15 protein-coding genes are annotated in these 22,827 nt (G+C 71.5%); 10 read left to right on the forward strand and 5 right to left on the reverse strand.

Features of this window, described 5'->3' with window-relative positions; translation table 11 throughout:
• The first annotated feature begins 1 nt into the window (after window position 1).
• Both JG540_RS03970 and brnQ read left to right on the forward strand, forming a co-directional pair.
• Window positions 2-976: a diaminopimelate epimerase gene (locus JG540_RS03970; protein ID WP_200277423.1), complete on the forward strand. Its 975-nt coding sequence runs from the start codon at window positions 2-4 to the stop codon at window positions 974-976.
• A 146-nt stretch (window positions 977-1,122) separates the two neighbouring features.
• On the forward strand, window positions 1,123-2,535 hold the full coding sequence (gene brnQ, locus JG540_RS03975; RefSeq protein ID WP_407648352.1) for a branched-chain amino acid transport system II carrier protein: 1,413 nt from the start codon (window positions 1,123-1,125) through the stop codon (window positions 2,533-2,535).
• A gap of 200 nt (window positions 2,536-2,735) precedes the next feature.
• On the opposite strand, the gene JG540_RS03980 is transcribed toward brnQ, so the two are convergent.
• The gene (locus JG540_RS03980; protein WP_200277427.1) at window positions 2,736-3,356 is read right to left on the reverse strand and encodes a class I SAM-dependent methyltransferase; all 621 of its coding nucleotides are present in this window, start codon (window positions 3,354-3,356) and stop codon (window positions 2,736-2,738) included.
• 460 nt (window positions 3,357-3,816) lie between these two features.
• On the opposite strand from JG540_RS03980, the gene hflX reads away from it, so the two are divergent.
• The 3 genes from hflX to JG540_RS03995 all read left to right on the forward strand — a co-directional run bounded on the left by hflX (window position 3,817) and on the right by JG540_RS03995 (window position 8,459).
• Window positions 3,817-5,319, forward strand: a complete 1,503-nt coding sequence (gene hflX, locus JG540_RS03985) for a GTPase HflX (RefSeq protein WP_234042959.1) — start codon at window positions 3,817-3,819, stop codon at window positions 5,317-5,319.
• 28 nt (window positions 5,320-5,347) lie between these two features.
• The gene (locus JG540_RS03990) at window positions 5,348-7,351 is read left to right on the forward strand and encodes an ATP-dependent DNA helicase (protein ID WP_234042900.1); all 2,004 of its coding nucleotides are present in this window, start codon (window positions 5,348-5,350) and stop codon (window positions 7,349-7,351) included.
• An 88-nt stretch (window positions 7,352-7,439) separates the two neighbouring features.
• On the forward strand, window positions 7,440-8,459 hold the full coding sequence (locus JG540_RS03995; protein WP_407648344.1) for an L-lactate dehydrogenase: 1,020 nt from the start codon (window positions 7,440-7,442) through the stop codon (window positions 8,457-8,459).
• Window positions 8,460-8,849: 390 nt separating this feature from the next.
• Here JG540_RS03995 and lexA read toward each other — a convergent pair whose 3' ends face one another.
• On the reverse strand, window positions 8,850-9,569 hold the full coding sequence (lexA, locus tag JG540_RS04000) for a transcriptional repressor LexA (protein WP_234042960.1): 720 nt from the start codon (window positions 9,567-9,569) through the stop codon (window positions 8,850-8,852).
• 911 nt (window positions 9,570-10,480) lie between these two features.
• On the opposite strand from lexA, the gene JG540_RS04005 reads away from it, so the two are divergent.
• The 4 genes from JG540_RS04005 to dapB all read left to right on the forward strand — a co-directional run bounded on the left by JG540_RS04005 (window position 10,481) and on the right by dapB (window position 15,795).
• Complete coding sequence (locus JG540_RS04005; RefSeq protein WP_200277435.1) at window positions 10,481-10,711, forward strand: LysM peptidoglycan-binding domain-containing protein; 231 nt, start codon at window positions 10,481-10,483, stop codon at window positions 10,709-10,711.
• A gap of 106 nt (window positions 10,712-10,817) precedes the next feature.
• On the forward strand, window positions 10,818-11,294 hold the full coding sequence (gene nrdR, locus JG540_RS04010) for a transcriptional regulator NrdR (RefSeq protein ID WP_200278067.1): 477 nt from the start codon (window positions 10,818-10,820) through the stop codon (window positions 11,292-11,294).
• 237 nt (window positions 11,295-11,531) lie between these two features.
• On the forward strand, window positions 11,532-14,585 hold the full coding sequence (locus JG540_RS04015; protein WP_200277437.1) for a family 20 glycosylhydrolase: 3,054 nt from the start codon (window positions 11,532-11,534) through the stop codon (window positions 14,583-14,585).
• A 457-nt stretch (window positions 14,586-15,042) separates the two neighbouring features.
• Window positions 15,043-15,795: a 4-hydroxy-tetrahydrodipicolinate reductase gene (dapB, locus tag JG540_RS04020; RefSeq protein ID WP_200277440.1), complete on the forward strand. Its 753-nt coding sequence runs from the start codon at window positions 15,043-15,045 to the stop codon at window positions 15,793-15,795.
• A 329-nt stretch (window positions 15,796-16,124) separates the two neighbouring features.
• Here the strand turns inward: dapB and JG540_RS04025 are convergent, their stop codons facing one another.
• Window positions 16,125-16,706 carry a GNAT family N-acetyltransferase gene (locus tag JG540_RS04025; protein WP_200277442.1) on the reverse strand — a complete coding sequence of 194 codons (582 nt, stop codon included), beginning with the start codon at window positions 16,704-16,706 and terminating at the stop codon, window positions 16,125-16,127.
• A gap of 68 nt (window positions 16,707-16,774) precedes the next feature.
• Between JG540_RS04025 and dapA the strand changes: the two genes are divergently transcribed.
• Window positions 16,775-17,671, forward strand: a complete 897-nt coding sequence (gene dapA / locus JG540_RS04030) for a 4-hydroxy-tetrahydrodipicolinate synthase (RefSeq protein WP_200277444.1) — start codon at window positions 16,775-16,777, stop codon at window positions 17,669-17,671.
• A 222-nt stretch (window positions 17,672-17,893) separates the two neighbouring features.
• On the opposite strand, the gene JG540_RS04035 is transcribed toward dapA, so the two are convergent.
• Window positions 17,894-19,819, reverse strand: coding sequence for an AMP-binding protein (locus JG540_RS04035; RefSeq protein ID WP_200278069.1), 1,926 nt, complete (start codon window positions 19,817-19,819; stop codon window positions 17,894-17,896).
• A 285-nt stretch (window positions 19,820-20,104) separates the two neighbouring features.
• A complete protein-coding gene (locus JG540_RS04040; protein ID WP_200278071.1) occupies window positions 20,105-22,591 on the reverse strand; it encodes a HelD family protein in 2,487 nt (828 codons plus the stop codon).
• Window positions 22,592-22,827: the final 236 nt, after the last annotated feature.

Here is a 22,827-nt window from a genome sequence, read left to right on the forward strand (position 1 = left end):
CATGATCGACCAGCAGCTTGGAGGTTCCGCCTGGGCGGACCTGAGTGGCCTTGAGCTCCTCAAGGGGCACAGCACCGGCAAGGACCTCCTGCTGCTGATCGACCCCGACTGCCAGGTGGAGCTGGGGGCCGCGCAGGTGACCGCCCTGTGCGACCGGCGCGTGGGCGTGGGGGCTGACGGCTTCGTCCGGGTGGTGCGCACCAGCGCCCTGCCCGGCGCTGAGGGCTTCGCGCAGGCCGTGCCGGAGGCGGAGTGGTTCATGGACCACTACCTGCCCGACGGCTCCGTGGCCCCCGTGTGCGGCAGCGCCCTCCGGCTCTTCGCCCAGGTCCTGGACGCCCAGGGGCTGCAGCCGCTGGCCGACGGCGAGGCGGTGACCGTCGGCACCCGGTGGGGGGCGCGCACCGTCACCCGCAGCGGGGAGCTGTGGACCGTGGACATGGGGCCCGCCCACCTGCTCCTGCCCCCGCAGGCCGCCGCTGACCCCCGGGCGGAGGGCTGGGACACCCTGGTGGAGCTGCCGGGCCTGGCAGGCTACCGGGCCGCCCTGAGCCTGTCCCTTTCCGCACCCCACACGGTGGTGGCCCTGGCGGAGGAGAGCGAGCTGGAGGCCGTGGACCTGAGCGGTCTGCAGGGCACGCAGGACCTGGACGTGGTGCCCCGCCCGGAGGACGGCACCAGCCTGTCCCTGGTGGTTCCCCTGGGCGTGGAGGACACCGGCGGGCAGGAGGTAGGCCGGGCCCGGCTGCGGGCGCTGAAGCAGGGGGGTGGTGAGGACCCTTCTGGCGGGGACGGCGCCTGCGCCGTCGCCGTGGCCCTGCACGAGTGGGAGGGGGCGGGGGCGCCCCAGGACTACCTGCTGGAGGTCCCCGGCGGCAGCCTGGGCGTCCACGTGGGGGAGGACCCCTGGGCGCCCGGTGCCACGTTGCTGCTCACCGGGCCAGCCACCATCACCGGCCGGGTGGTCCTGGCCTGAGGACTGCCCCGCCACGCGGGCCCAGGCCTGCCCCGGCCACCGGCCGGAGAGACATGCACGAACCCGACCAGGAACCGAAACGACTTACTCACGTGTCTAAGCAGAACCAGTCAACGAGCCCAGCCGTAGGAGCAGCAGGCCAGGAGCTGCAGGCCCGGTCCGGAGCCGCCTCCGTGGCCACTACCGGACTGATGCTCTTCGCCCTGTTCTTCGGGGCGGGGAACCTGATCTTCCCCCCGGTGCTGGGGGCCAGTGCGGGCCAGAACCTGCCGGTGGTGATGGCGGGCTTCCTGCTCACCGGCGTGCTCCTGCCCCTGGTGTCCCTGATCGCCGTGTCCACCTCCGGTGAGGGGGTCCTGGGACTGGCCAACCGGGTGGGTAAGCGCTTCGGGGCGGTCATGCCCGCTGTCGTCTACCTGGCGATCGGGCCGCTCTACGCCATCCCACGGGTGGCCACCGTCTCCTACGAGCTGGCTACCAAGCCGGTCCTGGCGCTGCTGGGCTACGCGGCGGAGGAGCATGTCCTGACGGTCTTCGGCTACCTGGTGGTGGACCCGGCCCTGGCGCTCCACGCGGCCGTGTTCTTTGCCATGACCCTGTTCCTGGCGATCACTCCCTCCCGGCTCGCTGACCGGGTGGGCCGCTACCTGACGCCGCTCCTGCTGCTGCTGATCGCGGTTCTGTGCGTGGCCGTGCTGCTGCACGAGCCGGTGGTGGAGCGCGGAGCGGAGCCAGGCTTTGACGTGAGCCCCTTCGCGACGGGCCTGACCCGCGGGTACTTCACCATGGACGTGCTCGGTGCCATCGTCTTCGGGCTCGTGGTGATCTCCGCGGTGCGGGAGCAGGGCTTCACGGGCACCAGGCAGGTCGTGCGCGCCACCAGCGGGGCCGCCGCTATCTCCGCGCTGCTGCTGGGGCTGGTGTACCTGGGCCTGGCCCTGGTAGGCGCGCGGGTGGCGGGGGACCCGGGCAACGGCACCAAGCTGCTGAGCACGGCCGCCCAGACCTCCCTGGGGGTGTGGGGGACCCTGGTGTTCGCCGGGATCGTGCTGCTGGCCTGCGTGACCACGGCGGTGGGGCTGCTGGCGGCCTGGGCTGGCTACGCCACCTCGGTGCTGCGCCTGATCAGCTTTGAGCGGCACGTGGTGCTGGGCGCCCTGGTGTCCTTCCTGCTGGCCAACCTGGGGCTGGAGCTGATCCTGCGCATCGTCTCGCCGGTCACCCTGCTGCTTTACCCGGCGGCTATCGCCCTGGTGGTGGTCACGATCCTGGACGGCGTGGCCCCTGGGCACCTGCGTCTGACCTATGTGGGGGCGACGGCGACCGCCAGCCTGCTCGGGGTGGTCTCCGCCCTGGCGGACGTCGGCGTCACGGCCCCCAGCAGCCTGCTGGCCCGCACCGGGCTGTGGAACGACGCCACCGGCTGGATCCTGCCCACCTTGCTGGTGGCCGGGGCCTGCCTGTGGCTGGACGTGCGGGCCGGCCGCTGGAGCAAACCCGCCTCAGACATGTCCGGGGTGACCGAGCAGGTGGAGCGGGCTGTAACCGGCCAGGGCTGAGCATCTGGCTGCGGGTCTGCCGGGCCGTGCCCGGAACCGGCCGCTGGTGACGGCGCGCCGCCCGGCTGGCCGTCAGGCTCAGGGCCGGATAACGGCCTGGGTGCAGGTCCGGGCACCGTTCCGGGCGCAGCCAGCGGGCTCGCGGCGGCAACGGGCGTCCAGGACGCCGGGCTCAGGCCGTTGGCTTCCGGCCGCCCGGCTCAGGCGGTAGCCCGCCTCACCTGCAGCACCCGGAAGCCCTTGGAGGAGGCGGCTCGCTCCACCTCGTAGCCCTGCTGGGTGAGCCAGCGGGCCAGGGAGTCCGCGCCCAGGTTCCTGCCCACCACCAGCCAGGCGGCGCCGTCGTCAGCCAGCAGCGGCAGCCAGCTGGACAGCAGCCCGTGCAGCGCCTCCTTGCCGATGCGCACCGGCGGGTTGGACCAGATCAGGTCCAGGCTCCTGCCCTGGTCCCGCAGCTCAGCCAGCAGCTCACCGGCCTCCACCACCCGCACGTTCCTGTAGCCTGCGGCAGCGGCGTTGCGGGCCGTCAGCTCCAGGGCCCGCTCGTTGACGTCGGTGGCCAGGACCGTGGCCTGGGGGCTCTCACCGGCCAGGGCCAGCGTGATCGCCCCCCAGCCGCAGCCCAGGTCCAGGAAGGTCCCTGCCGACGCCGGGGCGGGCACGTGCTCCAGCAGCACCTGGGTGCCCTTGTCCAGGCGGTCGGTGGAGAAGACCCCGGCGGCGGTGGTGACCTGGAGCTCCCGGCCCCGGATCGTGAAGACGTGGCTGTGCTCCGTGGCCTCGGTGGTGGGGCAGGACGTGAAGTAGTGCTGATCGCTCACCCCACGAGGGTAATGCCGTGCCCCGCCTGCCTGACCCGCCAGCGGCCGGGGCGGTGGCTGCGCGGTCAGTGAGGGGGACCTGCGGCCCTGCGCTCGGGGCCCGCCCCGGTACGCCGGATGCCGGGTCCGGGCCGAGGCTCTGTGGCCTCTGCCCCGCGCGGTCAGGCTGGCCCGCGGCAGCCAGCGGCGCTACGATGCCGCCTATGTGGATTCTCCGTATGCGCTGAGCCGGGGGCGCCGCCGCGGCGCCCAGACCAGAACCTCCCCGGGAAGTACCCCCAGGACCGGTCCGTAGAGCCTCGCTCCGGACCACCGCACGCATACATGAAGGACACCCTTGAGCAACAAGCCCACAGACCAGCGCAAGCCAGCCACCGCCGACGCCGTCGTCACGAAGACCGTAAGCACTGGCGCCAGCGACCATGAGCAGCCTGCCCCCACTGCCCCCACGGCAGAGGACATAGTCAGCCGTATCCTCTCCCGCCACGGCACCGCCCTGGCCTCCACCGCCGGGGAGCACCAGCACCGGGAGCACCTGGACGACGGCGCCCTGGAGCGGGAGGCCCGGGCCGCCACCCGGCGCGTCGCCTCCCTGTCCACCGAGCTGGAGGACGTCAGCGAGGTCGAGTACCGCCAGATCCGCCTGGAGAAGGTGGTGCTGGTGGGCCTGGAGCTGCCCCGCGGCCCGGAGGCCGGTCCCACCGCTAGGGACGCCGCCAGCCAGGACGCCGAGACCTCCCTGGCCGAGCTGGCCGCCTTGGCGGAGACCGCCGGCTCAGAGGTCCTGGACGCCCTGATCCAGAAGCGCGACCACCCCGACCCCGCCACCTACCTGGGCTCCGGCAAGGCCAAGGAGCTGGCGGAGATGGTGCGGGCCGCCGGGGCCGACACCGTGATCGTGGACTCCGAGCTGGCCCCCTCCCAGCGCCGCGCCCTGGAGGACGTGGTGGGGGTCAAGGTGGTGGACCGTACCGCCCTGATCCTGGACATCTTCGCCCAGCACGCCAAGTCCCGGGAGGGCAAGGCGCAGGTGGAGCTCGCCCAGCTGGAGTACCTGCTGCCCCGCCTGCGCGGTTGGGGTGAGTCCATGTCCCGCCAGGCCGGTGGCCGGGTGGCTGGGGGCCAGGGCATCGGCTCGCGCGGCCCCGGTGAGACCAAGATCGAGCTGGACCGCCGCCGTATCCGCGAGCGCATGGCCAGGCTCCGCCGGGAGATCAAGGCCATGGCCCCTTCCCGGGAGGTCAAGCGCGGCTCCCGCAGGCGTGGGCCGATCCCCTCGGTGGCGATCGCCGGGTACACCAACGCCGGCAAGTCCTCCCTCATGAACGCCCTGACCGGGGCGGGGCTCATGGTGCAGGACGCCCTGTTCGCCACCCTGGACCCCACGGTGCGGCGGGCGGAGACCGCTGACGGGCGCGTCTACACCCTCACCGACACCGTGGGCTTCGTGCGCAACCTGCCCCACGAGCTCATTGAGGCCTTCCGCTCCACCCTGGAGGAGGTGGCCGGGGCGGACCTGGTGCTGCACGTGGTGGACGCCGCCCACCCCGACCCCCTGTCCCAGATCGCTGCCGTCCGCCAGGTGCTGGCGGACATCCCCGGCGCCCTGGACGTCCCCGAGCTGCTGGTCCTGAACAAGGCCGACCTGGCCGACGCCCTCACCCTGGCGGCCCTGCGCACCCGGTTGCCCGGTGCCCTGATCGTCTCGGCCCACACCGGGGAGGGCCTGCGCGAGCTCGAGGAGCGCATCGCCCAGATGCTGCCGCGCCCGGACGTGCCCGTGGACCTGGTGGTGCCCTACTCCCGCGGCGACCTGGTCTCCCGCTTCCACGCCGACGGGGAGATCGACGCCGTCGAGTACGTGGCGGAAGGCACCCGCCTGCGCGGGCGCGTGGACGCCTCCCTGGCCGCCGAGCTGCAGGCGGCCGCGCAGCAGTCCGGCCCGGCGCAGCCCGGCCGCTGAGCGTGCCGGTGAAGCAAGGCGCACAAGCATGACCGTGCAGCAGGCTGGCAGCGCCCTGGACCAGGTGGAAGCGGCCCTGCAGGCCGCGGTCAAGCAGCTTGGCGGCGAGGCCCGGCCCGGGCAGGTACGCATGGCCCGGCGGGTGGCCGAGGTGCTGGAGACGGGAGAGCACCTGCTGGTGCAGGCGGGAACCGGTACCGGGAAGTCCCTGGGCTACCTGGTACCGGCAATGGTGCACGCCGTCAGCAGCGGCGAGCGCGCCGTCGTCTCCACCGCCACCCTGGCCCTGCAGCGCCAGATCATGGTCAAGGACGCGCCCCTGGCCGCCGACGCCGTGGCCCAGGCAAGCGGCACCAGGCCCTCCGTGGCCCTGCTAAAGGGCTGGCAGAACTACGCCTGCCTGCACCGGGTGGAAGGCGGCTACCCCGAGCAGGAGGACCCCGGCTCCCTGTTCTCCGCCGCCAGCGCCACCACCCGACGTGCCGGGGCCGGGGCCACCGCCAGCCTGGGGGAGCAGGTGGTGCGCCTGCGCGAGTGGGTGCAGCAGACCAGCACCGGGGACCGCGACGACCTGGTACCAGGAGTCTCTGACCGGGCCTGGGCCCAGGTGTCGGTCACCCGCGCCGAGTGCCTGGGCCCCACCTGCCCCCTGCGCTCCGAGTGCTTCCCGGAGCGGGCACGCGCCGCCGCGGCCGAGGCTGACCTGGTGGTCACCAACCACGCCATGCTGGGGGTAGCGGCCTCCGGGAACAGCGCCGTGCTGCCTGAGCACCAGGTGCTGGTGGTGGACGAGGCCCATGAGCTGGCGGACCGGGTGCGCTCCCAGGGGACCGTGGCCCTGTCCGCCGCCCTGGTAGCCCGTGTGGCTGCTACCGCCCGCCGTCTGGCCGGGGTGCTGGTCGGTGAGCTGGAGGAGGCGGGCCAGGCCCTTCAGGCGGCGCTCGCGGCCCTGCCCGACGGGCGGCTGGCTGAGGGGCTGCCGGAGGCGCTGCGCTCCGCCCTGGTGCTGGTCGACGCCGCCGCCCGGCAGGTGCTCACCGAGGTGCGGGACAAGGCCAAGGAGAACGGGCCCGCCGGGGAGCAGGCGGGCAGCCTGGCCATCGCCCGCACCGCCGTCAGCGACCTGGTGGACGCCGTCGAACGCATGAGCGGGGACTCTGTGGCCCTGCGCAAGGACGTGGCCTGGTGTGAGCGCCCCAACCGGGGGCAGGACCCGCCGCGCCTGGTGCTGGCCCCCATCGAGGTGGCGGGCTCGGTGGCCGACTCCCTGCTGGAGGGGCGGGCCGCGGTGCTGACCTCCGCCACCCTCCAGCTCGGCGGCAGCTTTGAGCCCATGGCCCGGCAGCTGGGGCTGACCTTGTCCCCGCGCCCCTGGGACGGCATGGACGTGGGCACCCCCTTCGACTACGCCCGCCAAGGCATCCTCTACACCCCCACCCACCTGCCCCGGCCCAGGCAGGGCGTCAGCCAGGAGGCCCTGGAGGAGATGCTGGCGCTGGCCGTGGCCTCTGGGGGCGGCATGCTCGGGCTCTTCTCCTCCCGGCGCGGGGCGGAGGAGGCGGCGGCGCTGCTGCGCGAGCGCACCGACCTGCCCGTATACGCCCAGGGGGAGGACCAGCTGCCCAGCCTGGTGGCGGCCTTCGCCCAGGACGACGCCGCCTGCCTGGTGGGCAGCCTGAGCCTGTGGCAGGGGGTCGACGTCCCCGGCCGCACCTGCCGTCTGGTGGTCATGGACCGTATCCCCTTCCCTCGGCCGGACGACCCGGTGGCCCAGGCCCGTGCGGAGGCGGTGGACGCTGCCGGAGGCAATGGCTTCATGAGCGTTTCGGCCACCCAGGCCGCGCTGCTGCTGGCCCAGGGGGCGGGCCGTCTGATCCGCCGGGTGGAGGACCGGGGCGTGGTAGCGGTGCTGGACCCGCGCCTGCGCACCGCGCGCTACGGCAGCTACCTGGCCCGCACCATGCCGCGGCTGTGGCCCACCAGTGAGCGGGAGGTGGTGCTGGGGGCGCTGCGGCGGCTTGGAAGATCCTGACATGAGGCGTGGTTCCGCTGCTGCCTCGCCCCGGAGCGCGTAACCTTGACGGATACCAGGTGCGTCAGACCTGCCGCCACCGCCAGCCATGAGGAGGAACACCGTGTCCGACACCACGATCACCAACAGCGCCCAGGGCTCCTACCCCGTAGCGCAGTCTGGGCGTCCCTCCAAGGTGGCGATCATCGGGGCGGGGGCCGTGGGCTCCACCCTGGCCTACGCCTGCGTGACCAAGGGCGTAGCCCGTGAGATCGTGCTGCAGGACATCGCCAAGGAGAAGGTGGAGGCCGAGGCCCTGGACATCGCCCAGGGGATCCAGTTCACCTCCGCGGGCGCGGTCTCCGGCTCGGACGACCCGGAGATCTGCCGGGGCGCGGACATCGTCGCGGTGACTGCTGGTGCCAAGCAGAAGCCGGGCCAGTCCCGCCTGGAGCTGGCGGGCGCCACCGTCGGCATCATGGAGCAGATCCTGCCCAAGCTGGTGGAGGTGGCTCCTAACGCCATCTTCGTGCTGGTGGCCAACCCGGTGGACGTGGTCACCTACTGCGCCAAGAAGATCACCGGGCTGCCCGACAACCAGATCTTCGGCTCCGGCACGGTCCTGGACACGGCGCGGATGCGTTACCTCGTCTCCCAGGAGACCGGCACCGCCACCCAGAACATCCACGGCTACATCGCCGGTGAGCACGGGGACTCTGAGGTGCCCCTGTGGTCCTCCACCCAGATCGGTGGCGTGCCGATCACCCAGTGGGGGCGCACCCTGGACGGCGGGATCTTCGACCAGGAGAAGCGGGACAGGATCGCCTATGACGTGGTGCGTTCCGCCTACCGGATCATTGAGGGCAAGGGTGCCACGAACTACGCGGTGGGCCTGGCGGTGCAGCGGATCATCGGGGCGGTCCTCAATGACGAGCAGCGGGTGCTGACGGTCTCCCCGCTGCTGAACAACTGGCACGGTATCTCTGACGTGTGCATGGCCGTGCCCACCATTGTGGGTCGTGAGGGGGCCGGGCGGCGTCTGGAGCTGCCGTTGACCCTGGACGAGCGGGACCGGCTGACCGCCTCGGCGGAGCGGCTGCGTGAGGTCTCCCGCGGCCTGGGCTACTGAGGGCCGCCTGCTAGAGGCTGCCGGGGCGCGGGCGCGCGTCCCGGCGACCACGTGCTGCTGCACGAAGGCTGGCGGGACTGACCTGTGCCGCCACAAGCACACGGCGTTCTGTAAAGGCTGACGGCCTGGTTGAGGTGGGGTGACCCCGCTGGCCAGGCCGTCAGTCCTTGCGGCTGCCGGGGTGGGGAAAGTCCCCACCTGCCAGGCTGTCATCCTCTTGCGGCTGCCGGGGTGGCGTCCCTGCTCTCCGGGACGGCGGCCTTCGCCGTTGCCGAGGCCGGGGACGGTGACTAGGGGAGTGGTCGGGGGGCTGGCGCAGCTGCCTGAGGTGTGAGCGGGTGATGCCTGCCAGGCTGGAAACGGAGGTGGTCCTGGAGCGGTCAGCCTCCCTCACAGGGCCCGCAGGACGGTGACGACCTTGCCCATGATGGTGGCCTGGTCTCCTGGGATGGGCGAGTAGCTGGGGTTGCGGGGCAGCAGCCACTGGTGCCCGTCCTTGCGTGAGAGCACCTTGACGGTGGCGGAGGGGCCGTCGACGTCCTCGATCATGGCCGCGACGATCTCCCCGTTGGCGGCGTCCGGCTGGGAGCGCACCACCACCCAGTCGCCGTCGCAGATGGCGGCGTCCACCATGGAGTCGCCGTGGACCTCCAGCATGAACAGCTCGCCCTCGCCGGTTAGGCGGCGCGGCAGGGCCATAACCTCCTCCACCTCCTGCTCGGCCAGGATCGGTGAGCCCGCGGCAATGCGACCCACCAGGGGCACTGCCACAGCCTCCTCCGGGGCCACGCCAGGCAGCTGCGGCACCAGGGGCACGACGGGGGCGGCCTGGAGCAGGTCCTCCGCCGGGGCTGCTGGGCCCGAGGTGTCAGGTTCGGTGGGTGCGGCCTCAGGCTCGGGCTCGATGACCTCCAGGGCGCGGGGGCGGTTGGGATCGCGCCGCACCAGGCCCAGGCGCTCGAGCTTGTCCAGCTGGTGCTTCACGGAGGAGGGGCTGTTCAGACCCACCACCTGGCCGATCTCGCGCATGGACGGCGGGTAGCCGTGGTCGCGTACGGCGTCGCGTACCGCCACGTAGACGGCGTGGGAGCGCTCGTCCAGGCCCGCCAGGACCTGCTGAAGGGTGGGGGCGCTGTCCTGGTGCGTGCTGGTGGCGGTAAGGGCGCCGGGGTACTGGCCGGTGCGCTGTTGGTCCTCGCTCAAGGTCTTCTCCTCCTGCCTGGGTGCCGTTGGGGCGCCTACAGCGGTGCTGCTGGGATGGTGCCGACTGGGTTGGTAGCTGCTGAGGACTGCTCCTACCTGGGACCTAGCCCTTTGTGTGTGCCTGCGTGTGGTGGGTGTGCGTCTGTACGGGAGCCACGGCTGCGCACGGGTTCGTGTCAGTGGTGCGTGGTGCTCTTGATACGTAAAGCCTACGAGGCCGGACACCACTTTTCAAACATGTGTTCGACTGGGGCTGGACGTGTCGTCGATAGGTCGGTACCCTATCGAACAGATGTTCGTCGAACACTTGTTCTAGGAGGTTGCTCGTGAGTGCTCTGGTTCTTCCTGTGCGTGCAAGTGCTGAGGCTGCTGCCGAAGGGCGGGCGCAGGCTGGCCGCTCCGGTGCTGCCGCGTCAGTGGGGCGACGGCGGGCGCACCTGCGGCTGGTGGTGGACGGCCCTGAGGGGGTGCGGGGACCTGGTCGGCGTTCCACTCAGCCCTCTCCTCCTCATCCTCAGCGTCAAGCTTCCCAGCGACCGGTCGTGCCGGGTCCCGCAGTGCAAGGCGGTGAGCGGGCTGTGGCGGTTAAGCCTGTGGCCGGTTCTGGGCGGTCGCGACTGGGTCTGGTGGCTGTTTCCTGTGCCCCCAGGGTGTCGCCCCTGCCGGAGCCGCGGCGGCGCCCAGTGGTCCGGGGGGCTGGTAAAGCGGCCCCGGCTGCTGCCTCCTCCTTGGCTGCCCCGGCGTCGGCGGTTGGGCACGCGGGGGCGCTGGCGGACCTCCCAAATGGTTTGCGCCAGCTGATCATCGGCTGCGCGTTCGTGCTGTCCTTAGTGTTTGCCGCGTGCGCGGGGGTGGTGGTGGCCACCACGCTCTCCGGGCCGGTGGAGACCAGGACGGCTGTAGTGCTCTCCGGCCAGTCCCTGTGGGACATCGCCCAAGACACCGGGGCTAGGGACGTGGCGGAGGCGGTGGCTCAGATCCGCGAGCTCAACGGGCTGGAGGATTCCGTGGTGTATCCGGGGCAGAGCCTGCTGGTTCCCGTCTCCTAATGCGCTTATGGGGGTCTGCGGTAGCCTTGAGGGCAGTTGTGCGGTGGTTGGGCTCTCGCCCGAAGGCTTGTGGGAGGTGGCCACCGACCGGAACGAGGAGTACTCCGTGCACTGTCCTTTCTGCCGCAATGACGGCTCCCGGGTGGTGGACTCGCGCACCTCAGACGACGGCACCAGCATCCGTCGGCGCCGCGAGTGCACCCAGTGCGGCAGACGTTTCTCTACTGTCGAGACCGCCAGCCTCTCGGTGCGCAAGCGTTCAGGCGTGGTGGAGCCCTTCAACCGGGCCAAGGTGATCGTGGGAGTCAGGCGCGCCTGCCAGGGGCGGCCGGTCTCCGACGACGACCTGGCCCTGCTGGCCCACAAGGTGGAGGAGAAGGTCCGGGCCTCCGGGCAGGCACTGGTCGACTCCCAGGACATCGGCACCGCCATACTGGGGCCGCTGCGCGAGCTCGACGAGGTGGCCTACCTGCGCTTCGCCTCCGTCTACTCGTCCTTCGACTCCTTGGAGGACTTTGCCGCTGCCATCGAGGAGCTGCGCGCTAACGGTGCCGAGGTGGGCAAGGCCGCCAGGCTCGACTAGCTCCCGGGTGGGCCTCTTGTCCTAAGGCTCTAGGGTCTTTGCGACAAGGCAACTAAACCAGTTCAGGTTTGCGATTTGTTTGCTCTCTGGAACCGGCCTTGTGTCGTTATGCTCCTGCTACCTGAAAGCCTGAGCGCTCCGCCAGCACCTGCTGGGGAGTCGCTGGGCTTGTCCCCCAGGTTCCCATACACCAGCTCGGACATCGCCTAGGCGAGAACCTCGATGAGGAGGTAACCCATGCCGCTGCATGAACCCAAGACTGTCTCCCGACGCCTGTTAGGAGTGGCGCTGGCAGCCGCCCTGACAGCGCTCGGCACGACCGCGCTACCGGCCGCAAGGGCGCAGGCGGACTCTGCCCTTGCCGGAGAGGGGCTGAGCGGGGTAGTTCCTGCAGTCACCAGCTTCACGCCCCAGGAAGCGGATCCCTTCCGGCTAAGTGCCAGCACCCGGCTGGTCATCCCCGACCCCGCCGACGAAGCCGCTCTCACCGACGAAGCCAGCCTGCTCGCCGCAGAGCTAGAGAACCTCAGCGCCGCCAAGGGCCTGGAGCTGCGCAGCACCCCCGCCGTCGTCGTGGGACAGGCTGCTGCGGCAGGTGACATCACCCTGCGGCTTGAGGAGCAGGTGGCGGGCGTGAGCACCGCCGAGGGCTACCGGCTGGAGGCCACCTCCCAGGGTGTCACCATCACCGCCACCGGAGACGCCGGAGCCTTCTACGGCACCCGGACCCTGCTGCAGAGCATCACCAGCTCAGGGGGCCTGCAGGCGGGGCAGGTAGTGGACCAGCCCGCCATGCCGGTGCGCTCACTGCACCTGGACGCCGCGCGCAAGTACTTCACCAAGGACTGGATCATCAACCAGGTCCGTGAGATGAGCTGGGTCAAGCTCAACCAGCTCCAGTACCACTTCTCGGAGAACGAAGGCTTCCGCCTGGAGTCCAAGACCCACCCCGAGATCATGTCCTCCCAGTACATCACGCAGGCCGAGCTCGCGGAGATCATCGCCGAGGGCGCCAAGTACCACGTGGAGATCGTCCCCGCCCTGGACATGCCGGGGCACATGGCTGCGCTGCTGGAGAGCCACCCCGAGCTGCGCGTCGGCTCCAGCGCCTCCGGCCGAAAGATCCTGGACTACTCCAAGCCCGAGGCCCGGCAGCTCGCGCATGAGCTCATTGACGAGTACACCGCCCTGTTCCCCTCCAACAGCTGGCACCTGGGCGGTGACGAGGTCTTCCCGATTGACGGGAACTCCTACTACTCCTCCCTGCACAGCAAGCTGGCCAGGCAGTACCCGCAGCTGCACACCTACGCCAAGGAGCACGCCGCCGCCGGGCAGTCAGCCACCGTGCTGGACGGGTACGTCCACTTCCTCAACGAGACCGCCGACTACATCCAGTCCAAGGGCAAGACCCAGGTCCGGGCCTGGAACGACGCCCTGAGCTACACCGGCACCACCGAGAAGCTCGCGGCGGACGTAGACATCGCCTACTGGACCGGCTGGCACGGCGCCTTCCCCACCGTCCAGAAGATGGTTGACGAGGGGCACCGGCTCATCAACTTCAATGACGCCTACTTCTACTACGTACTGACCTACCCCGGCTGGGCCTACTCCACCAAGCCGACCGCCGAGAAGATCTATGGCTGGCACCCCGGCGTCTACCCCGGCCACCAGAGCGGAATCACCCAGACCTGGGAGGGCCAGCAGCCCGCCTGGAACCTGGGAGCCTCCTTCGCGATCTGGTGCGACAAGCCGCATGTGGAGACTGAGGAGCAGGTCGCCGCAGGCGTGAAGCCGCTGCTGCGCGCCATGGCCTCCCGGGTCTGGAACCCCGCTGATACCACCAGCTTCAGCACCTGGAACACGCGCCAGCAGGCGGTAGGTGAGACCCCAGGCAACCTGCCGCCCCTGCCCCGGACCACGGCCCAGCTGGACTTCCGCTCGGCACCGGAGTCCGGAACCCAGGTCAGCCGTGGGCAGGTGCTTTCCCGCACCGTAACCCTTAGCTCTGACGCTACCGCCGAGGTCAACGCCCAGGTCACCGCTGACCTCTCCGGCCTGGGGCGGAACGTCACCGTCACGGGAGCCCCGCAGGCCAGCTATGTTGACGCCTCCGGGCATGTCGTACCCTCACAGGCCGGACGCAACGTGGCCCTAGGCCGCCCAGTGACCGCCTCCGGCCAGGAGGGTGGCACCGTCTGGTCCAAGGAGAAGGTCGTTGACGGCCTGAGCACCGCAGACTCCCGGTGGTCCTCCGACTACTCCGACCAGGCCTGGATCGCCGTCGAGCTCGCTGAGCCCACCGCGGTGGACCACGTCGACATCGTCTGGGAGGCCGCCTGCGCCCCCAGCTTCGAGATCATGACCTCCACCGACGGTGAGCACTGGACCAGCGGCACCGGTGTGCTCAAGCAGACCTGCCCCCCGAACAAGCTCTCTGCGGAGAAGCGCAGCTACCGGCTCAGCAGCAAGGAGCCAGTGAAGTACGTCAAGATGCAGGCGCACTCCCGCCAGGCCTTTGGCGGTGACTACTACGGCGTCTCCCTGTGGGAGCTGGCGGTGTGGGACGGGCCGGAGCAGGCCCTGAGTGCCCCCCAGCCGCAGCTCAACGAGGAGGGCCAGATCACCTGGGACGGCCCCCTGCCGCAGGGACACGGGCTGCGCCTGACCTGGGAGGAGACCATCTCCCAGGACGCCGCTGCGGGCACCAGCCTGGAGGAGACGGTCCAGGCCTCTGCAGGCAACTCCGAGCCCCTCTCCGCCACCAGCACCCACACCGTGCAGGCCAGCGACGCCCCGGAGCCACCGGTCACGCCGTCTGCTGAGCCGACGGTGGGGCCGAGTGCGTTGCCGTCTGCTGTTCCGTCGGCGGGGCCGAGTGCTGAGCCGGGTGGGCCGGTGGTGCCGGAGGGTGCCAAGCCTGCTTATGTGTCGGCTGTGGAGGCCAAGGGTAACGGCAAGCTGCTCTATGGTGACTGGGACGGTGACGGTAAGGACAGCTGGGCGGTGCGTGTGGGCTCCCGCGTGGTGTTCTATGCGGACAACCGGGTGGACGCGCCGGTGTACGCCTCGATCTCGCTGGGGCGCAGCACCGACCAGGTGCTGGTTGGTGACTGGGACGGTGACGGGTATGACACCCTGGCGCTGCGTCGGGGGACCACGGTGCTGACCCAGAAGAAGCTCACGAGCACGTCCACCGAGCGGGTGGTGGTGGAGGGTATTACCCGGACCAGCCCGGTGAAGGTGGTCAAGGGCGTGGAGCCTGGTGGCAGGGACGTGATCGTCCTGGGCTGACCTGTCCTGCCTCGGGCTGAGGTGAGCGCCTTGGGCTGAGGGGCTGCTTGGTTCCGGTTGGGCCTGGCGCGGTAGGGCTGTGTTCCTGCCGCGCCAGGCCCGTTTCTGTGGGTGTCCTGGCTACCTGCCCGGGGGCGACGTCGTCGTGTGCCGTCGTTGGTGGGCTGGTTGCGTAAGCGCTTGTGTTTGCAGGGGCGTCGTCGTGTGCCGTCGTTGGTGGCATGATCGTTGCAGCGGTGGGGTGCTGTGGTGGCTGCTGTTCTGGGGCTGGTTTCTGGCGTCTGCGTGGGGGTTGTTTTCTGTGGGACTTCGGGGGGTAACGGTCGGTGCGTACCGGTCTGGTGAGCCATATGTCCCGGTCTCGCGAGACCGGGACATCGGTACCGCGAGACCGGGACATATGCACCACGAGATTCACGCGGAGGCAACAGGCGCAAGCGGGCCGTATGGTGGAGCCATGACGATTCGCGTAGCAGTTATCGGCGCCGCCGGGCGCATGGGAAGCACCGTCTGCCAGGCCGTGCAGGCTGCCAGCGGGATGGAGCTCGTCGCCCGCCTGGACGCCGGGGACGAGATCAGTCCCACGACCCTCGCCGGGGCCCAGGTCGCCGTCGACTTCACCGTCCCGGCCGTAACCGAGAGCAACGTCCACGCCCTCATCGACGCCGGGGTCGACGTCGTCGTCGGCACCACCGGCTGGACCAAGGACTCCTACGGGCGGGTGCGCACACACCTGGCCAGCCCGGAGGCCGCTGGCAGAAGCGTGCTGATCGCCCCGAACTTCGCCCTCTCCGCGGTACTGTCCATGCGCTTCGCGGCCCTGGCCGCCCCCTACTTCGAGTCCGTAGAAGTGATCGAGCTGCACCACCCGGCCAAGGTGGACGCCCCCTCCGGCACCGCCACGGCCACCGCCGCCGCCATCGCCGCAGCCCGGCAGCAGGCGGGCCGCGACAGCTCCCCCGACGCCACCGAGACTGACCCGCAGGGCACCCGGGGCGGCCTGGTCGACGGCGTCCGGGTGCACGCGGTGCGCCTGAGCGGCCTGACCGCCCACGAGGAGGTGCTGCTAGGCAACCCTGGCGAGCAGCTCACCATCCGCACCGACTGCTTTGACCGCGTCAGCTTCATGCCCGGTGTGCTCCTGGCCGTGCGCAAGATCGGTGAACGGGAGGGCCTGACCGTCGGCCTGGACCAGATACTCGACCTCTGACCGGGGCAGGACCTCTACGCCCTGGTTGCTGCTGGGTGTGACGTCGTGGTCACTGGGCTTGTACAGGGGCAGTGGGCTCGGGCTGGGGCAGGACTGGTGGTGGCAGCAAGAATCCTTGAGCGGTTGGGAGCACGCTGCCATGCCCCGCCCTAACAATCCGTTGACCCCGGAGGACCACTACCGGCTCGTTGTCCGTGTCATCGACCAGTGGCCGTGCACGTGCCCGCAGTCGCCGTACCGGGCGCTCCAACCGCCTGCCCCTGACCGACCTGGTCAGACGTGTGCGTCCCCTAGGTTGAGCCGTCGGGCCGTACCTGGTGCTGCCGATCTCACAAGGCCGCGGCCCAGCATTCCTCCGTCACGCCGGCACCCACCGGCAGCAGCCGGTGCGCCCCAGTAGGAGCCAGTCCCGCAGCCGTCAGTGTCCGGCTCCAGGACTCGTCCCCGCGCACCGCCCAGACCACCAGCACCTTGGCTCCGTCCGCCCGGGCGTGGTCGGCGCAGGCCGCCAGCAGCCGGGAACCGTGTCCCTGGCGCTGGTGCGCAGGCAGCACCCCCATGGCCGTGACCTCCGCGGCCTTGTCCCCATCAGGGAGTGCCTCTCCGGTGGCGTCCACCTGCCAGGACGGGGCCAGGGCCGCCAGCCCCACCACCTTCTCCGCCTGGGTGGCCACCAGCACGTGGTGCTTCGGGCTGGGCGGGGAGGCGACCGCCGTCGTCCACCCACGGGACAGCTCCGTGGCGCTGACCGCCTGCCGGACCTCCAGCGGCAGCGCGCCCCCCAGACCGGCCTGCAAGGAGGCCAGCATGGACTGTGCGTGCACCCGCCCCATGTCCTCCAGGTCGGCGCTCCGGGCACGGCGTACGAAACCAGGGACGGCGGGGGCCAGGTTGCCGGAGAGGTCACTCATGGGCTGAGCCTAAGGCCCCGGCCGTGGAAAGCCCTGGAGTCTGTGGCCCAGACCGCTACCCTGTTGCTATGAACGCGCTTCCCTCCCGCTCCTTTGGCTCCGTCGGTGTTGCCATGGTCACGCCCTTCAAGCCCGACGGCGAGATCGACGTCCCTGCGGCCCAGTCCCTGGCGGTCTCCCTGGTGGAGGACGGCGCGGACATGATCCTGCTGGCTGGTACCACCGGTGAGGCCCCCACCACCCACCTGCCGGAGAAGCAGACCCTGCTGCGGGAGGTCAAGGACGCGCTGGCGGGGCGGGCCTTCCTGATGGCCGGGGCCGGCTCCAACGACACTGCCCACGCCGTCCGGATCGGTGTCGGGTCCCAGGAGGCGGGGGCGGAGGGGCTGCTCATCAACGCCCCCTACTACAACCGTCCCAGCCAGGAGGGCGTGTACCGGCATATTATGGCGGTGGTGGAGGCCACCGACCTGCCGGTCATGCTCTACGACATCCCGGGCCGCACCGGCGTGCGCATTGAGGACTCGACCCTGGACCGCCTGGCGGCCCACGAGCGGGTGCTGGCCGTCAAGGACGCCACCGGCGACGTCGAGCAGGGCTTCGAGCGCATGGAGCGCACCGGACTGGAGTACTACTCGGGCGACGACGGCCTGAACTTCGCCTGGCTGACCCACGGGGCCAGCGGCGTGGTGAGCGTGGTGGCCCACGCGGACGCCCACTCCTGGCGCGAGATGATCCAGGAGGTCGACGCCGGGGACCTGGCCGGGGCTCGGGCGGTGGCGCAGCGTATGCGTCCGCTGGTGCGGGCCATCATGGGGGGCGGTCAGGGGGCGGTCATGGCCAAGGAGGCGCTGGCGCTCCAGGGCCGCCTGCCACACGCCTGCCTGCGCCTGCCGCTGGTGGGTGTCTCAGAGAGTGAGGTCGCGGCCCTGCGGCAGACCCTGAGCGAGTGCGGTCTGCTGTAGGGCGGGTGGGGCCTGCTGCATCCCGAGTGGGGGCAAGCAGGTCACTGGCCTCCGGCTGCGCGCGCCGGGCTTAACCTGCCCGACCCGTCGGAGACTACTCCGCCGCTGGTCCCTGCCTGCGCGGGCCGGGCTGTGGGCGCCGTGCCTCTGCGACCTGCCGCGCGCCGCTGCGGGTCAGAGCAGCGCCGCGGCTAAGGAGTTATCCGCAGACTAAGGTGAACCTTACCGGTCTCGTGAGCCATATGTCCCGGTCTCGCGGTCCATATGTCCCGGTCTCGCGAGATGGTCCTTGGGGGTGGAGCCGGAGGCCAGGTCCTCCACCTTGCCCAGGGTCTGGGAGACCTTCGCCAGCAGCTCCTCGCGGACCACGCGCCGCATGACCTTGCCGATCTGGGAGCGTGGCAGCTCGGTAAGGATCGTGACCTGCCGGGGCAGGGCGTAGTGGGAGATGGTCTTCTCCGCCCAGGCGCGCACCTGCTCCAGGGTGACCGTCTGCCCCTCGTGGGGCACGATTGCCGCCACCACGGACTCGTCCCCGGTGGACGCCGGCAGCCCCACCACCGCCACGTCCGCGACCTGGGGCATGGAGCGCAGGGCCTTCTCCACCTCGGTGGGGTACACGTTGAAGCCGCCGGAGATAATCAGCTCCTTGCGGCGGTCAGCCATCACGTAGAAGCCGTCGGGCTCCTGGCGGGCCAGGTCGCCGGTGCGCAGCCAGCCGCCGGGCAGCATGACCGCCTCCGTCTCCTCAGGGTTGTCCCAGTAGCCCGCAAAGACCTGCGGCCCGCGCGCCACCAGCTCACCGATCTCACCCGCCGCGACCTCCTGCTCCGGGTTCTCCGGGTCCACCAGGCGCACGTCCGTGGACGGGAAGGGCACCCCCAGGGCGCCGGGGCGCCGCTCCGGGGAGATCGGGTTGCCCAGGAGGATCGGGGAGGCCTCGGTCATCCCGTAGCCCTCGATAATCACGCCGCCGGTCAGCTGCTCCCAGGCGGAGGCCACCTGCGCCGGGGTGGCGGCGGCCCCGCAGACCGCCACCTTGCAGGATGACAGGTCCGCGCCGGTGGCCGCTGCCTTGGAGGCTATCCGCTCGAACATGACCGGCACCCCGGGGAAGAAGGTGCAGCCCCGCCGTCGCCAGGCCGACAGCACCAGGTCCGCACTGAACTTCGGCAGGATCACCTGCGTGGCTGCCAGGCCCACCGCGCACAGCAGGCACAGAGACAGTCCGAAGGCGTGGAAGAAGGGCAGCACCGAGTAGAAGGTCTCCTGCCCCCTCTCAGTGGCCTGGCTGGCCCAGGCCAGGCTCATCTCGGCGTTGGAACGCAGGTTCGCGTGGGTGAGCTTGACGGCCTTGGGGGTGCCGGTGGTGCCGCCGGTGTGCAGCAGCACCGCCACGTCGTCGACCCCAGGCTGCGGGTGGGAGGTGGCCAACGGCGGGCAGGCGGCCACCAGGTCGTCCCAGGAGGCCACCCCGGCAGGCACCTGGCCGCGCAGCTCGTCACGGTGGGCGCGGGCCGCCGCCAGCGGCAGGCGCAGCGCCAGGCGGCTGGACCAGGGCAGCCCCCGCGACAGGTCGACGGCGTAGACCGCCAGGCCCCCTAGACCTGCGGCCCCCAGCGAGCCGGTGGCCCGGGTGAGCTTGTCCAGGGTCTTCTCCCAGGCGATCACCACCCGACCCCGGTGCAGCTCGATCTGCTCCCGCAGCTGGGCGGCTGGGGCCAAGGGGTTGTGCTCCGCCACGATCGCGCCGATCCGCCAGGCCGCGTAAGCCAGCACCACGTGCTGGGGGCAGTTGGGCAGGATCACCGCCACCACGTCGCCCTTGCCGACCCCGGCCCGGCGTAGCGCCTCAGCGGTGCAGGCCACCTGCTGGGCCAGCTCGGCGTAGGTGGTGCCAGCCCCCATGAAGTCGATAGCCACACGCTCGGGGTAGCCCCGGCAGGCCCGCTCCAGCACCTCCGTGAGCGGCTGGGTCACCGGGGCTATCACCGCCGGGACCCCGGGGGCGTAGTGGGGGCGCTGGTACTGGTTGGCAGTGCCGTCCGGGAGCGCAGCACCGCCCGCGACGGCAGTGCCCTCCGGGCTGGCAGGCTTCGGTCGACCCGCGGGAGCCGGGGCGGGGGTGGGGTCGTCGGCACTGCTCACGTTGACTCCCTTGCCGGAGTAGGGGCGCGTCAGCCAGAGGTTGACGGCCTGCCAGATAGAACCTACGTAACCGTAGCCTACGGGGCCGGGTGCGGCCAGCGGCCCAGGGGCCTGGCGGTGCCCGGCTCCGGTCTCCGGCAAGGGTCCTGGTAGGTCTGTGCACAGGCGCGCTTGCGGGTGGGGGGGGCTGGTTGCAGGCCAGGCTGCAGCCACGGGCGCGACCCGGTCAGCGCGCCGCAGTACTGCCCCTCTCGGAGCCGGGGCCTGGCGGTGCCCGGCGCCGGCTCAGGCCTGGTCCAGCCCGCCCTGGTCCAGCCCGCCCTGGTCCAGCCCGTGGGGCAGTGGCAGGCGGCTGAGCACCCGCAGACGGCGGGTGGGGCGCGTCATGGCCACGTAGAGGTCACCGGGGCTCGCCGCCCCGACCTGCGCCGGGTCCACCAGGACCACCACGTCGAACTCCAGCCCCTTGGAGGCCACCGGTCCCATAACAGCCGCCCGGGAGCGCAGCACGTCGTCGTCGGGAGCCTGCAGGGCCTTCTGCAGCCGGGGGCTGGCCACCAGGGCCTCCAGGACCTGCTGGGGCCGGGCACTGATAACGGCTAGCCGCCCCGCCCCGGCCCCCACCTCAGCGTCCAGGCGGCTGAGCTCACCCTCCACCGCCTCCCGCAGCGTCTGCTCCCAGGCGGGAACGTCATCAGCCAGCGCCGTCAGGTCATCCACCTGCAGGCACTCCGGCAGGTCCCGCACCGAGCGGACCGGGTACACCGCCGGGTGCCCCAGGCCCTCAGCCACCTGCTCGGCAGCCCGCATGATCGAGGCCGGGGTGCGGTAGCAGACGGTCAGCACCTCCTGGGTCAAAGGGGTGGAGCCGCCCGTGCCCCGGCTGCTCCGAGCCTCCCGGGTCCGGTCCCGCTCATCATGCACAGACCTGGCCCGCGCGGGGTCCGTACGCCTCTGCGTGTCCTGCACCGCTCGCGGCTCCGGCTCCCGCCCCCCGGCGGACCGGGCTGCGCTCGTGCCCAGAGCCGCCAGGACCTCCTCCCAGGAGGCAGGTGCCTGCGCCCCCGAGTACTGGGCCAGGTCACCCACCACGGTGAAGGAGCGCACCGGGCAGCGCCGGGCCAGGGCCCGCCACGCCATCGCCCCCAGCTCCTGGGCCTCGTCCACCACCACGTGCCCGTAGGTCCAGGAACGGTCCGCCCGCGCCCGCTCCGCCAGGGTCAGGCTCGGGCCCCGGTCAGCGAAACGGTCCGCCAGCATCTCGGCGGTGACCATGCCCCCGCCCAGGTCCTGCGACTCGATCGCCTGGGCGGCGTAAGCCACCTCCGCCTCACGACGGCGGGCCTCCTGCCGGGCCCGGCGCGCCTCGGCGTCCTCGCTGGGCCCCAGCAGCTCGGCCAGCTCGTCCACCAGGGGGACGTCGGCGGGGCACAGGGGAGAGCCCAGGGGCCGCTCCAGCAGCGCCCGCTCCGCCGCGCTGAGCTCAGGGGCCAGCTGCGCCAGCAGCTGCGGGCGGGCCCAGAGCCGCTCCAGCAGGCCCACCGGCGCCGTCGGCATCCAGCACAGGTTGATCTCCCGGCGGGCGTCCCGGGCGGTGCGGATGTCCTCCCGGATCCAGGCCTTGGTGTCCGGGTCGGAGGCGTCCTGCCGGGTGGCGGCGGCGTACTGCTCGGTCAGGCAGTCCAGGAGGAAGAGCACGAAGGTCTCCCGGGCCAGGTTGTGGGGCTTGCCGGAGCGGCGGGCCCGCGCCATGGCCTCACGTACGTCCCGCGGCAGCAGGTGCACCGTGGTGCCCTGCACCCGGATCGGGCGGGGCTCCTGCGGCACCCGCTGGAGGTTGCGCACCGCCCGGCGCAGCACCTGCGCCCACAGGGCCCGGCCCTTGACCTCAGCCACCTGGGTGGGCTCGGTGCCGTGCGCGTGCAGCCCGGGAACCAGGTCGCCGATGGTGGTGGACACCACACCCGTCTCGCCCAGGGAGGGCAGCACCTGCTCCACGTAGCGCAGGAAGGTCCGGGAGGGGCCCACCAGGAGCACGCCGGTGCGCTCCAGGCGCTCCCGCTCCGCGTAGAACAGGTAGGCCACCCGGTGCAGGGCCACCGCCGTCTTGCCGGTGCCGGGCCCGCCCTGGACCACCAGCACGCCCCGCCCGCTGGAGGTCACCACCCGGTCCTGCTCGGCCTGGATGGTGGCCACGATGTCACCCATGCGCCCGTCCCGGGCCGTGGACATGGCGGCGATCAGCGCCCCCTCGCCCTGCAGCCCCTCCGCCGCCACCTTCTGGCCCTTAGCGCCCTCCGGCGCCGCCAGCGCGTCCACGCTGATGAGCTCGTCCTCCAGGGAGACGACCCGCCGCCCCCGGGTGTCGATATGCCGTCGGCGCAGCAGCCCCATGGGGCGGGAGGCGGTGGCCTGGTAGAAGGCCCGGGCCAAGGGGGCCCGCCAGTCCAGCACCACCTCCCGACGGCGCTCGTCCTGCAGGCCCAATCGGCCCACGTAGTGGCGTCCGGGTCCATCCGCCGGGGCGGAGGCGGTGCCCGGGGCGCTGTCAGGGAGCATGTCCATGCGCCCGAAGACCAGCCGGTCCTCCACCCCCTCCAGGGCGCTGACCTGGGCGCTGTAGTGGGCGGCGTAGGCGTCCCGCTCACCGCGCGCCTGGTGGGTGCCGTGCGCCCCGGCCGCCTCCGTGCGCGCCAGGGACTCCCGGGCCTGGGCCAGCTGCCGGTCCAGCTCGTGGTAGGCGCGGTCCACCAGGCGCTGCTCACCGGCCATCTCGCGCTCGCGGGCGCTGGCAGGCGCAGCGGTGGCCGGGCCCGGGGCGACGTCGTTACCTGTCGGGGCGGGGCCGGTGGGCGCAGGGGGGACCTCGCGGTCAGCACCGTCTGGCCGGAAGTCGGAGTAGGTCACAGGATTCCTCTCATGGGCGCCAGCGGCGGCTGGTGCGGACGCCTGGTTCAGGCCGATCCATTATTCTCCTTGCTAGGGGCTTGCAGCAGTCTTCACCTGTA

The organism is Actinomyces weissii (assembly GCF_016598775.1).
GTDB classification, from domain to species: Bacteria; Actinomycetota; Actinomycetes; order Actinomycetales; family Actinomycetaceae; genus Actinomyces; species Actinomyces weissii.

Excerpts from the sequence above, each read along its gene's own strand:
- JG540_RS03970 (WP_200277423.1), top strand. The coding sequence starts at position 2 with ATGATCGACCAGCAGCTTGGAGGTTCCGCCTGGGCGGACCTGAGTGGC.
- JG540_RS03990 (WP_234042900.1), top strand. The coding sequence starts at position 5,348 with ATGACCGTGCAGCAGGCTGGCAGCGCCCTGGACCAGGTGGAAGCGGCC.
- JG540_RS03995 (WP_407648344.1), top strand. The coding sequence starts at position 7,440 with ATGAGGAGGAACACCGTGTCCGACACCACGATCACCAACAGCGCCCAG.
- JG540_RS04015 (WP_200277437.1), top strand. The coding sequence starts at position 11,532 with ATGCCGCTGCATGAACCCAAGACTGTCTCCCGACGCCTGTTAGGAGTG.
- dapB (WP_200277440.1), top strand. The coding sequence starts at position 15,043 with ATGACGATTCGCGTAGCAGTTATCGGCGCCGCCGGGCGCATGGGAAGC.
- JG540_RS04025 (WP_200277442.1), bottom strand. The coding sequence starts at position 16,706 with ATGAGTGACCTCTCCGGCAACCTGGCCCCCGCCGTCCCTGGTTTCGTA.
- dapA (WP_200277444.1), top strand. The coding sequence starts at position 16,775 with ATGAACGCGCTTCCCTCCCGCTCCTTTGGCTCCGTCGGTGTTGCCATG.
- JG540_RS04040 (WP_200278071.1), bottom strand. The coding sequence starts at position 22,591 with ATGGCCGGTGAGCAGCGCCTGGTGGACCGCGCCTACCACGAGCTGGAC.